The sequence below is a fragment of the Rhizobium sp. Root149 genome (assembly GCF_001427345.1).
GTDB lineage: Bacteria > Pseudomonadota > Alphaproteobacteria > Rhizobiales > Rhizobiaceae > Neorhizobium > Neorhizobium rhizoryzae.
Genome location: NZ_LMGD01000022.1, coordinates 111,561 through 123,917 on the forward strand (window position 1 = coordinate 111,561; position 12,357 = coordinate 123,917).

The following is a 12,357-nucleotide window of genomic DNA, read 5'->3' on the forward strand; positions in this document are numbered from 1 at the left end:
GGCGCTTACCTTTCCGCCGTCATCCTCGGGCTTGTCCCGAGGATCTGCTGCGTCTGAATATTGAAAGCCGGTTCAGCCGGGAACGTCGCCCGCGTGGAAAGCTCGGTAGATCCTCGGGACAGGCCCGAGGATGACGAAAGAAAACCGTCACTCATTCTGCCGCCTCCCTCACTGGTACAGGTGCAAAATCTTCCGGGAAATGTGTCAGCGCACTCATGACCGGATAGGGTGTGAAGCCGCCGAGTGCACAGAGCGAACCGAACTTCATGGTGTTGCAGAGATCTTCCAGCAGCACCTTGTTCTTCTCCGGCTCGATGCCGCGCGCGATCTTGTCGACCGTCTCGACGCCACGCGTCGAGCCGATGCGGCAGGGCGTGCACTTGCCGCAGCTTTCGACCGCACAGAACTCCATGGCGAACCGCGCCTGCTTCAGCATATCCGCCGTATCATCGAAAACCACGACACCAGCATGACCGATCAGGCCGCCTGCCGCCGCAAAAGCCTCATAATCGAAAATTGTCTCGAAGAGCGAAGGCGGGAAGTAGGCGCCCAGAGGCCCGCCGACCTGAACGGCCTTGACCGGACGCCCGGAGATCGTGCCGCCACCGATTTCGTTGATCAGCTGGCCAAGCGGCAGGCCAAACGCGGTCTCGTAAAGCCCGCCATGCTTCAGGTTACCGGCGAGCTGGATCGGGATCGTCCCATGTGAACGACCGACGCCGAAGTCACGATAGAAGGCGGCGCCCCGATCCATGATGACCGGGATCGATGCAAGGGACATAACATTGTTGACGACAGTGGGCTTGCCGAACAGGCCCTGAAGCGCGGGCAATGGAGGCTTGGCACGTACGACGCCTCGCTTGCCTTCCAGGCTGTTCAGCAGGGATGTTTCCTCACCGCAGACATAGGCACCGGCCCCAACGCGCACCTCCATGTCGAATGCGTAAGCGGATCCTAACACCGACGAGCCAAGAATGCCTTCCCGGCGGGCGATCTCGATTGCCTCGCTCATGGTCGCAATCGCATGCGGATATTCGGACCGGGTATAGATGTAACCCTTGGTCGCTCCGACCGCTATGCCCGCGATCACCATGCCTTCAACCAGGACGAAGGGGTCCCCTTCCATGATCATCCGGTCTGCGAACGTGCCGCTATCACCCTCGTCTGCATTGCAAACGATGTATTTCTGGTCGCCGACAGCATCTGCAACCGTCTTCCACTTGATACCGGTCGGGAAGCCTGCACCACCTCGACCACGCAGGCCACTATCGGTCACCTGTTTCACGATGTCTGCCGGCGCCATGGCAAGCGCGTTGGCCAGACCCTTCATGCCCTGGTAATGCCGGTAATCCTCCAGCGACAACGGATCCGTCACACCACAGCGGGCGAAGGTCAGCCGCGTCTGACTCTTGAGGAAAGGGATCTCCTTGGTCAGCCCATGAGACAGCGAATGATCTCCGCCACTCAGAAAATCTGCATCGAAGAGTGAGGCCACGTCGGACGCTTTTACCGGTCCATAGGCGACGCGGCCCTGGGAGGTGCGGACCTCAACCAGAACTTCCAGCCACAGCATGCCGCGCGAACCGTTGCGGACGATACGGACATCCACGCCACGCGCGGCAGCTTCCTTCTCAATTGCCGCAGCAACCCTGTCAGCACCAACAGCCAGGGCGGCAGCATCGCGAGGAACGAAAACGGTTACACTCATCGGCGTGCCTCCGTCAGGATTTCGCCAAGACAGTCTTCGTCCAGGCGGGCATAGACATCGCCATCCAGCATCGCGGCAGGGGCTTGCGCACAGAGGCCAAGACAGAAGACCGGCTCGAGCGTGATCGCACCGTCCGAAGTCGTCCCATGCCAATCCACGCCCAGCTTTGCCTTGATCTGCTCCGCCAGAGGCTCGCAGCCCATCGACTGACAAGCCTCGGCGCGACAGAGCTTCAGCGTATGCCGTCCGGCAGGATGATCGCGAAAATCGTGGTAGAAGGTGACGACCCCGTGAACCTCGGCCCGTGACAGGTTGAGAGCTTTGGCGATGATTTGCTTTGCACTCTCTGGAATGAAACCGAATTCAGCCTGTACCTTGTGCAGCACAGGAAGAAGCGGCCCTTCCAGATGGCGACAGCTTTCAACGATCTCGGAAACCCGTGTTGCCTCATCGACGGCAACGGCACGAATGTTCATCAGTCAGTCCTCCCAAACCGACAAGACCCAAGTCGCTCCAGAGAGCTTCCTGTTAAGTCGGCTCGCTCATCTGCGACGACGTATATTTGTCTTTTGCGAAGAATGGCGAATTTGCCGACACTAGGTCAATAACGGCTTTCCGTCGCTCGATAGGAGATTTCTATCGAAATCCGATGCTGCAGCGCGCAATCGCGCCTCGTGCAGCAGGGCAGAGACCAGCGGAGTATGTGGTTCGCGATGCGTTGCGACCAGCCCAACCAGATGTTCGGCATCTGGCTCGACGATCGGAACCATTCGGATCTGTTCCGGAAAACCAAAGGATTCCGCGACGTTACGCGGCATGATCGACGCCCATTGACCGGTCCTGATATGGGAAAACAGCACGATCATCGAATTCGATTCAAGCGTTGGCTTGGCCCAGACACCAGCTTCTGCCATGTGCTTGTTGATGATGCGGCGGTTTTGCATATCCGGCGTCAATAGGCAAAGCCGAAGAGCGGAAACCTCTTTCCAGGTCACCGATTCCTGGTCTGCCAGTGGCGTTCCTGTTGCGGCAATCAGGTGATACCGCTCCGAATAGAGCGGAACCGTCGTCACGCGGCCAAGCGGTTCATTGTCGAGGTAGGTGATGCCGGCGTCGATCTCGAGATTTTCCAGCTGACTGAGCACCAGGAGTGACGTGCGCGACGTGACAGAGAACGTGACTGCCGGATGGCGCGCCTGAAATGGCTCCGTGAGGCGTGGCACCATGGCCAGCGCCGTGGGAATAACGGCAAGCCGGATATGACCGGCGAGACCTTTCCGCGCGGCCCGCATCTCTTCGCGCATGGTGCGGGTATCGCTGACGATCCGTCGCGCCCATTCCAGCACGCGCTGTCCCTCGGGTGTAAGGCCCTGATAGCGGGAACCGCGCACGACGAGAATGACGCCCAGTTGGTCCTCAAGCTGGCGAATGGCCGCCGAGAGCGTGGGCTGGGAGACCCCACACTCCTCCGCGGCGCGACCGAAATGACCAGCACCGGCCAGAGCAATGAAGAATTCGAGCTTATCGATCATGCCTCTCAGGACCCCATTCGCTTGCTGCCGCAACAGTTCCACACGGTGCCAGGATCGACAACAGAAGAGGTGTCTACTTTCGCGCTACAATGCGAGCTTTCCAGACAAATCCTTCAACATCTGGGCACTTCTCCTGAGCCCTTCCCTCTCCTCGTCGTCCAGGTCGGGATGAAGATCAAGGTGGACCCCGGCCCGACCGATCACGCGCGGCAAGGAGAGCGTGACATTCTCGATGCCCTCGACAACGTCTGTGGTGGTCGAGACAGAGAGGATCGCCTGCTGATCCTGCGCTATGGCTTTCACGATCCGGGCCAGGCCCCCACCAATCCCGTAATAGGTTGATCCTTTGCCTTCAATGATGCGATAGGCCGCGTTACGGACATCGTGATCGATTGATTGACGCAGGTCCTGCGTCAGAGGCCGGCCGACCTGTTCGGCGAAAGCACTGAGCCCGATGGAACCGGCCCGTGCATTCGACCACGTCAACACCTCGCTGTCACCATGTTCCCCCAGCACATAGGCGTGCACGGATTGTGGGGAGATGCCGAGATGACGGCCGATGAGGCTCCGGAAGCGCGCCGTATCCAGAATGGTTCCAGACCCGATGACCTTGCTTCTCGGCAGGCCGGAAAGCCGTGTTGCGACATGCGTCATGATATCGACCGGGTTCGACGCGATCAAAAGGATAGGATCAGAAACCACAGCCAACACGGCGCCGACGACAACACGAAATACCTCCGTATTCCGTTCGAGGAGGGCAAGACGCGTCTCACCCGGCTTCTGGCTGACACCGGCTGCGAGGATGACCATGTCGGCGCCTTCCAGCGCGTCATAACCGCCGGATGTGATCTTGGTCGCCGAATGGAACGGAGTTGCGTGGGAGATATCTTCTGCCTGCGCCAGCGCAAGTGCCCGGTTCTGATCGACGAAAACGATCTCGCTGGCGGTCCCTGCGAGCGCGAGCGCAAAACCTGCCGCACTGCCGACCATGCCTGCACCCACGATGCCGACTTTCATGCCCTACCTCTCCTGCTAACTATGGGGATAGGTACACGAACAGCGGCAGATGACAACCAAAGGATGGATAGTGCTTTCGCTCACTTCCTCCGGTGCGGAACTCAACGGATAACCAAACGGGCTCTACTGGCGTCTCTCAATGAAGTGAATCCGTCCAAATGAAAAAGGCGGCCCAATGGACCGCCTTTCCAAAAATCAGACTTAACTTCGCACTTCAACCAGGCAGAATCGAATGGTTGAGATGCGTGAGTTCGGCCAGCATGTGCTCGAGCTTCGTGCGATGCTCATCCGTGGGCGCATCCGAGATATCGGCGCGCAGAGCTTCAATCCGCTGCTGGAAGAGATCGCGATTTGCGTCTTCCTGGGCAACAGCAGACTCCGCCAGCACGGTGCAGCCCGAAGGCAGAATGTCCGCGAACCCGCCGAACACGACGTACTTCTTGACCTGGCCAGAGACCAGCTTGACGGTCAGCACGCCTGGCTTGATCGTCGTCATCGTTGGCGCATGCTTCGCCAACACGGTCATCTCACCGAGAGTTGCCGGAATGATGACTTCCGTCACCTTTTCCGAAACCAGCAGGCGCTCGGGAGACACCAATTCAAAATCAAAAGAGTCGGCCATGACGGTCCACTTCTCCGGGCGTTATGCAGGATGGAGAAGCGCGCCCAATCAGGGCGCGCCTTCCGTCGATGACATTAGGCAGCAGCTGCCAGCTTCTTCGCCTTCTCGATGGCTTCCTCGATGGAGCCAACCATGTAGAAAGCAGCTTCCGGCAGGTGGTCGTATTCACCGTTGACCAGACCCTTGAAGCCCTTGATCGTGTCTTCCAGGGCCACCAGCTTACCCGGAGAACCGGTGAAGACTTCAGCAACGAAGAATGGCTGCGAAAGGAAGCGCTCGATCTTACGGGCGCGGGCAACCGTCATCTTGTCCTCTTCGGACAGTTCGTCCATCCCGAGGATGGCAATGATGTCCTGAAGCGACTTGTAGCGCTGCAGAGTCGTCTGAACCTTACGGGCAACTTCGTAGTGCTCTTCACCGACAACCATCGGGTCAAGCATACGGGACGTGGAGTCCAGCGGATCCACAGCCGGGTAGATGCCCTTTTCAGCGATCGAGCGCGACAGAACGGTTGTTGCGTCCAAGTGGGCGAACGAGGTTGCCGGAGCCGGGTCGGTCAAGTCGTCGGCAGGAACGTAGATGGCCTGAACCGAGGTAATCGAGCCCTTCGTCGTGGTCGTGATGCGCTCCTGCATCTGGCCCATGTCTGTTGCCAGCGTCGGCTGATAACCAACGGCCGAAGGAATACGGCCCAGGAGAGCCGACACTTCGGAACCAGCCTGCGTGAAGCGGAAGATGTTGTCGACGAAGAACAGAACGTCTTGGCCCTTGTCACGGAAGTCTTCAGCGATCGTCAGACCCGTCAGAGCAACGCGTGCACGTGCGCCCGGCGGTTCGTTCATCTGACCGTAAACGAGAGCAGCCTTGGAGCCTTCGCCACCACCATGCTTGTTAACGCCAGACTCGATCATTTCGTGATAGAGGTCGTTTCCTTCGCGGGTACGCTCACCCACCCCGGCGAAGACCGAGTAACCACCGTGCGCCTTCGCGACGTTGTTGATCAGTTCCATGATGAGAACCGTCTTGCCAACGCCGGCGCCGCCGAACAGGCCGATCTTACCGCCCTTGGCGTAAGGAGCCAGAAGGTCGACGACCTTGATGCCCGTGACCAGGATCTGGCCTTCCGTCGACTGTTCGACGTAAGCCGGAGCTTCCTGGTGGATGGCGCGGAGCGTGGACGTGTCCAGCGGACCAGCTTCGTCAACTGGCTCGCCAATGACGTTCATGATACGGCCGAGCGTCTGGTCACCAACCGGAACCGAGATCGGAGCGCCTGTGTCCTTGACCGGCTGACCACGAACCAGACCTTCGGTCGAGTCCATAGCGATGGTGCGGACAGAGTTTTCGCCGAGGTGCTGCGCGACTTCGAGAACAAGGCGGCTGCCATTGTTGTCTGTTTCAAGCGCATTCAGGATCGGCGGCAGGTCGCCATCAAATGCGACGTCAACGACGGCGCCGATAACCTGCGTCACCTTGCCGAGGGACGAGCCCGTTGCGATAGCCATGATTCTTACCCTCTTTGTTCCTTAGAGCGCTTCCGCGCCCGAAATGATTTCGATGAGTTCCTTCGTGATCTGCGCCTGACGCTGACGGTTGTAAGACAAGGTCAGCTTGTTGATCATGTCGCCAGCATTACGTGTCGCGTTGTCCATGGCGGACATCTGCGCACCGTAGAAGGAAGCGTTGTTTTCCAGCAGGGCACGGAAAATCTGCACCGCGATGTTGCGCGGCAGCAGTTCTTCCAGGATCTCCTGTTCGCCCGGCTCGTACTCATAAAGTGCAGCAGTCGCTGGCACTTCCGCCTGATCGAACTTGGCCGGAATGATTTGCTGCGCCGTCGCCACCTGCGAGATGACGGAAGCGAAGCGGGCATAGAACAGCGTTGCGACGTCGAACTCGCCGGCGTTGAAGAGGGCCAGAACCTTCTGGGCCACTTCATTCGCCTGTACGAAGCCAAGCTGCTTGACTTCGCGGAACGTGACGTAGTCGACAATGTTCTCACGGAAGCTGCGGCGCAGGATATCGTTACCCTTGCGGCCGACAGTCAGGATCTTGACGGTCTTGCCTTCCGAAAGAAGCTTCAGCGCATGGTCACGAGCCAGACGGATGATGGAGGAGTTGAAACCTCCAGCCAGTCCGCGCTCGCCCGTGGCAACGATCAGCAGGTGGGTCTGGCTCTTGCCGGTACCGGTCAGCAGCAGCGGTGCCTCTGCGCTATTGGCAGAGGCGGCGCTGAGGCCGGCAAGAACGCGGTTCATCCGTTCCGCATAGGGGCGGGCCGCTTCGGCCGCCTCTTGCGCACGGCGCAGCTTCGCCGCGGCGACCATTTTCATCGCCTTGGTGATCTTCTGCGTCGCCTTGACGGAGGCGATCCGGTTTTTCAGATCCTTAAGTGAAGGCATCCGTTATCGGTCCTTGAGCTTGTCCGTTCAGGCGAAAGTCTTGGCGAAGGAATCCAGCGCCGACTTCAGCTTTGCACGGGTGTCGTCAGACAGCTGCTTTTCCGCACGAATAGCGTCGAGGATCGACTTGCCGTCGTTGCGGAGGTACGCGAGCAGGCCCTGTTCGAACTTGCCGACCTGGTTGACAGGCAGCTTGTCGAGGTAGCCGTTGACGCCAGCGAAGATCACTGCAACCTGCTCTTCCGTCTTGAGCGGAGAGAACTGCGGCTGCTTGAGGAGTTCCGTCAGGCGTGCACCACGGTTCAGCAGGCGCTGCGTGGAAGCGTCGAGGTCGGAACCGAACTGGGCGAAGGCCGCCATTTCGCGGTACTGGGCCAGTTCACCCTTGATGGAGCCGGCAACCTGCTTCATGGCCTTGATCTGCGCAGCAGAACCAACGCGGGAAACCGACAGACCGACGTTAACGGCCGGACGAATGCCCTGGTAGAACAGGTCGGTTTCGAGGAAGATCTGACCGTCGGTGATCGAGATCACGTTCGTCGGAATGAACGCCGAAACGTCGTTACCCTGCGTTTCGATGACCGGCAGAGCCGTCAGCGAACCAGCGCCACGCTCGTCGGAGAGCTTGGCAGCGCGCTCGAGAAGACGCGAGTGCAGATAGAAAACGTCGCCCGGATAAGCTTCGCGGCCCGGAGGACGACGCAGCAGAAGCGACATCTGACGGTAGGCGACAGCCTGCTTGGACAAGTCGTCGTAAGCGATGAGAGCGTGCTGGCCGTTGTCACGGAAGTACTCGCCCATTGCGCAACCTGCGAATGGCGCAAGATACTGCATCGGAGCCGGGTCAGAGGCAGTCGCGGCAACAACGATCGAGTACTGCAGAGCGCCACGCTCTTCCAGAACCTTCACGAACTGCGCAACAGTCGAACGCTTCTGGCCGATAGCCACGTAAACGCAGAACAGCTTGTCGTTCTCGGGACCATTGTCGTGGATTGCCTTCTGGTTGAGGAAGGCGTCGAGAATGATCGCGGTCTTGCCGGTCTGACGGTCGCCGATGACCAGCTCGCGCTGACCACGTCCAACCGGGATCAGGGCGTCGATAGCCTTGAGGCCCGTCGACATCGGCTCATGAACCGACTTGCGCGGAATGATGCCCGGAGCCTTCACGTCAACGCGCGAGCGGCGCGAAGCGTTGATCGGGCCCTTGCCGTCGATCGGATTGCCGAGTGCGTCGACAACGCGGCCGAGCAGTTCCGGACCAACCGGAACGTCCACGATGGCGCCAGTCCGCTTGACGGTGTCGCCTTCCTTGATGTCGCGGTCGGAACCGAAAATAACGACACCGACGTTATCAGCTTCGAGGTTGAGCGCCATGCCGCGGATGCCGCCGGGGAACTCGACCATTTCACCGGCCTGAACATTGTCCAGACCATAAACACGGGCGATACCGTCACCTACGGAAAGAACCTGGCCGACTTCGGAAACCTCAGCCTCCTGGCCGAAGTTCTTGATTTGATCTTTGAGAATTGCGGAAATTTCCGCGGCGCGGATATCCATCAGCCAACCTCTTTCAGTGCAAGCTTAAGCGTGGAAAGTTTGGTGCGGAGAGACGTATCGATCTGACGCGAACCGACCTTGACGATCAGCCCACCCAGGATCGACGGATCAACGGATACGTCGAGAGTGACATCCTTGCCCGTTACGCCCTTCAGCGTCGATTTCAGTTCATCTTCCTGCGCCGAAGAAAGCGCATGGGCCGAGACAACCTCGGCAGTCACTTCGCCCTTATGCTGGGCGACGAAGTCGCGATAAGCGCGGATCATGCCCGGCAGGGCAAACAGGCGGCGGTTGCCCGCAACGACCTTGACGAAGTTTGCAACGAGACCGGAAATTCCAGCCTTGTCGCAGAGGGCCGCGATTGCACGCGCCTGATCTTCCGAAGAGAAGACCGGGCTGGCAATCAAACGCTTGAGATCATCGCTCTCGTCGATCATTGCCTGAAAACGGTCAAGATCGGCGCGCACTGAATCGATAGAATTCGACTGCAGAGCAAGCTCAAAGAGCGAAGAAGCGTAGCGTTCCGCTACGCCGGAAGTCCGATGGGATGTGTCAGCCACGGGCACGAATTCCCTGATTTCTATTCAAATTACCAGCCAGTTTTCGGAATTCAGGCAAGCATCTGAATTTGCTTCTTTTTCTCAACACGGCCAGAGGCCCCCCTCCGCCGTTCTCCGAAATTCGCGGTTCGTCTAGCATAGGAGTTCAACAGGCGCAACACGCCGAAGGGCGCAAATCGCCTGAGAGGCAAGGCGTTAAAACGATTTTCTCGCTTTTCACAGCGTCGGGTTCCCTTACCGGACGATACCTCTCAAATGCCTTGCTTAGAAATAACCGAAGACATAGCCCAATGGCAGAGCCGCAATCACAATCTGGGCGAGAAGCTGTACAATATTTCTAGCGGTCACGCCCCGATCAAAGATCAGTGAGATGAGCCGCCCGAGTGCCGCCACTCCGGCAGAAACGCCAAGGGCCAGATAGGTCCAGTCCTGAGCCAGAAAAAGCGCCGTCAGGCCAAGGCCAAGCTGCAAACCGCCATTGGACCGGATCGCCGCATAACCTTCAGGTGTCACTTCTCCGACGGTAAATCCAAAAAGCTTGAGCGCCGTTGAAGGCAGGGCGAACTGAAGGAGGCCATGGAGCGCAAGAAGACACGCACCCAGATAGGCCAGCCGTTCAGGAAGTTCGGTTGGAAAGTAAAGTTCCATGTCATCCTGCCATGTTTCACGAATCGCAAGCCTGCGAAATATCAGGGGAAGCCCGGATTTTCAAAGAAAGCTTTGTGGATCCACATCCAGCTGAACCTGAACTGAGCCGCGTGCCTTCGGTCCGCTTGACAGCATCGCCCTCAGAAAGCCCTGCATGTCGCTGTTGCGGCGTCCGTGCACCAGCAGACGGAACCGGTGGCGCCCACGTACGATGGCAAGTGGCGCCTCGGCAGGTCCAAGCACGGTGACGCCAGACATCTTCGGCGCAGCGTTACGAAGTCCTCGCGCATGTGTTTCGGCATCGAGGCGCGTGTCGGCGGAAACGATGATGGAGGCGAGGCGCCCAAAGGGAGGTAGCAATGCCTTTTCCCGCTCGCCGATCTCGCGCTCGTAAAACGCCGAGGCATCGCCTGATGCGATTGCCTGCATGACAGGATGCTGCGGTTGATAGGTTTGCAAGAGCCCGTAGCTCTTCAGACCGGTTCTCCCGGCGCGACCGGTGACCTGACTGAGCAGCTGAAACGTGCGCTCGGCGGCGCGCGGATCGCCATTGGCAAGGCCAAGATCCGCATCGACAATCCCGACAAGCGTCATCAGAGGGAAGTTGTGACCTTTGGCAACGAGCTGCGTGCCGATAACGATATCCGCCTCCCCCTTGGCGATGGCTTCCAGTTCCAGCCGCATGCGCTTCACGCCACCCAGGAGATCGGACGACATGACGATGGTTCGGGCATCGGGAAAATGACGCTCCACTTCCTCGGCAATCCGCTCGACGCCCGGACCGCAGGCGACCAGGTGATCGAAGGTGCCGCATTCAGGACAGGCCTCCGGCGTTTTCTCCGAATAGCCGCATTGATGGCACTGGATCTGGTTGCGGAACCGATGCTCAACCAGCCAGCTCGAGCATTGCGGACACTGGAAGCGATGCCCGCACACACGGCAGAGCGTCAGCGGCGCATAACCACGCCGATTGAGAAACAGAAGCGCCTGCTCCTTCTTCTCGATCGTCTTTCCGATGGCCCGCAGCATGACGGGCGAGAGAAAGCCGCCCTTGGCAGGCGGATGCCGCCGCATGTCAACGAGATGCAGGTCCGGCATGGCCGCATCGCCAAATCGCGTCGGCAGATGAACGACATGATATCGACCGCTCTGGCCGTTGACCTGGCTTTCGACGGACGGCGTGGCAGACACAAGAACGATGGGAAATTTGCCAATGCGGGCCCGCACCACGGCCATGTCGCGCGCATTGTAGAAGATACGGTCTTCCTGCTTGTAGGCGGGATCATGCTCCTCATCGACAACGATAAGACCAAGCTCCTCAAAGGGAAGAAAGAGAGCGGACCGCGCTCCGGCCACGACACGCACCTCGCCGGTCACGACACCGCGCCACACTTTCTCACGCATGCGGGGCGCAAGATCTGAATGCCACTCGGCAGGCTTGGCACCGAAGCGGTCCTGAAACCGTTCGAGAAAGCTGGAGGTCAGCGCAATTTCCGGCAACAGGATCAGAACCTGTTTTCCCAGACGCAGGGCTTCGGCAATTGCTTCGAAATAGACTTCCGTTTTCCCCGACCCGGTCACGCCATCGATCAAAGAGGCCGAGAAGCCAGCCGTCTGAACCGCTTCCACCAGCTCGGAGGCGGCCTGCTTCTGCGGTCCATCGATCCGCGGCGCGACATAGTCCGGATCGGGAACGGCAACGACTGGCGGCGGCGGAAGAAAAACAGTTTCGAACAGTCCCTGTTTCACCAGACCGTCCACGACGCTCAGCGAAACACCGGCAGCATGCGCAAGGCCGCTCCGCGTCCAGGGAATGTCGTCTTCCAGCGTCTGAAGGACGCGTTGACGCGCCGGGGTTACGCGATCAGGTTCACCGCCTGCGAACCGCAATGCCTCGATCATCGGCTCTGGTTGCAGTGCCGCAGGAGCACGGATTGCCATGCGGGCCACCAGTCCGGGCGGAGACAGTGTATAAGCCGATACCCATTCAATGAATTCCCGCATGTCTTTCGTCAGGGGTGGACAATCGAAAACCTGATCGATCGCCCGGAGCTTCTCCGGATCCAATGCCTTTTGGTTATCGCGCACCTCCGGCTCGTCCCACACGACACCAATGTGCTGGCGCGGACCGATCGGCACCTGCACGACAGAACCGGCTTCGACCGCCATGCCTTCCGGCACGGCATAACTATAGGCTTCCGGCACCGGCAGAGGCACCAGAACGGGTACAACGCGCTTGGACGCCGGTGTGTCAAACAGGGCGCCGAACAGGCTATGCGAATCTTGCGTCATCGGGCTGGACCATGCCCCG

At 59.3% G+C, this 12,357-nt stretch carries 12 protein-coding genes; all 12 read right to left on the reverse strand.

The window, feature by feature from the left end; all coding sequences use genetic code 11:
- Positions 1 to 5 precede the first annotated feature (5 nt).
- The 12 genes from ASD54_RS26700 to ASD54_RS18820 all read right to left on the reverse strand — a co-directional run bounded on the left by ASD54_RS26700 (position 6) and on the right by ASD54_RS18820 (position 12,338).
- Complete coding sequence (locus tag ASD54_RS26700; protein WP_156379293.1) at positions 6 to 155, reverse strand: hypothetical protein; 150 nt, start codon at positions 153 to 155, stop codon at positions 6 to 8.
- On the reverse strand, positions 152 to 1,708 hold the full coding sequence (locus ASD54_RS18770) for an NADH-quinone oxidoreductase subunit NuoF (protein WP_062556081.1): 1,557 nt from the start codon (positions 1,706 to 1,708) through the stop codon (positions 152 to 154). Before ASD54_RS18770 ends, ASD54_RS26700 begins: the two co-directional genes overlap by 4 nt.
- Positions 1,705 to 2,184: a formate dehydrogenase subunit gamma gene (locus ASD54_RS18775; RefSeq protein WP_062556082.1), complete on the reverse strand. Its 480-nt coding sequence runs from the start codon at positions 2,182 to 2,184 to the stop codon at positions 1,705 to 1,707. The genes ASD54_RS18770 and ASD54_RS18775 overlap by 4 nt, the downstream gene beginning before the upstream one ends.
- Positions 2,185 to 2,304: 120 nt before the next feature.
- Complete coding sequence (locus ASD54_RS18780; RefSeq protein WP_062556083.1) at positions 2,305 to 3,240, reverse strand: LysR family transcriptional regulator; 936 nt, start codon at positions 3,238 to 3,240, stop codon at positions 2,305 to 2,307.
- Positions 3,241 to 3,324: 84 nt separating this feature from the next.
- Positions 3,325 to 4,257, reverse strand: a complete 933-nt coding sequence (locus ASD54_RS18785) for an L-lactate dehydrogenase (RefSeq protein WP_062556084.1) — start codon at positions 4,255 to 4,257, stop codon at positions 3,325 to 3,327.
- A gap of 214 nt (positions 4,258 to 4,471) precedes the next feature.
- Complete coding sequence (locus ASD54_RS18790) at positions 4,472 to 4,879, reverse strand: F0F1 ATP synthase subunit epsilon (RefSeq protein WP_062556085.1); 408 nt, start codon at positions 4,877 to 4,879, stop codon at positions 4,472 to 4,474.
- 74 nt (positions 4,880 to 4,953) lie between these two features.
- Entirely contained in the window at positions 4,954 to 6,384 is a 1,431-nt protein-coding gene (gene atpD / locus ASD54_RS18795) for a F0F1 ATP synthase subunit beta (protein ID WP_062556086.1), read from the reverse strand.
- Between the two features lie 21 nt (positions 6,385 to 6,405).
- On the reverse strand, positions 6,406 to 7,281 hold the full coding sequence (locus ASD54_RS18800; protein WP_062556087.1) for a F0F1 ATP synthase subunit gamma: 876 nt from the start codon (positions 7,279 to 7,281) through the stop codon (positions 6,406 to 6,408).
- 27 nt (positions 7,282 to 7,308) lie between these two features.
- Positions 7,309 to 8,838: a F0F1 ATP synthase subunit alpha gene (gene atpA, locus ASD54_RS18805; RefSeq protein ID WP_062556088.1), complete on the reverse strand. Its 1,530-nt coding sequence runs from the start codon at positions 8,836 to 8,838 to the stop codon at positions 7,309 to 7,311.
- Complete coding sequence (locus tag ASD54_RS18810; protein WP_156379294.1) at positions 8,838 to 9,404, reverse strand: F0F1 ATP synthase subunit delta; 567 nt, start codon at positions 9,402 to 9,404, stop codon at positions 8,838 to 8,840. Before ASD54_RS18810 ends, atpA begins: the two co-directional genes overlap by 1 nt.
- Positions 9,405 to 9,662: 258 nt before the next feature.
- Positions 9,663 to 10,046, reverse strand: coding sequence for a hypothetical protein (locus ASD54_RS18815; RefSeq protein ID WP_062556090.1), 384 nt, complete (start codon positions 10,044 to 10,046; stop codon positions 9,663 to 9,665).
- Between the two features lie 60 nt (positions 10,047 to 10,106).
- Complete coding sequence (locus tag ASD54_RS18820) at positions 10,107 to 12,338, reverse strand: primosomal protein N' (protein ID WP_062556290.1); 2,232 nt, start codon at positions 12,336 to 12,338, stop codon at positions 10,107 to 10,109.
- Positions 12,339 to 12,357: the final 19 nt, after the last annotated feature.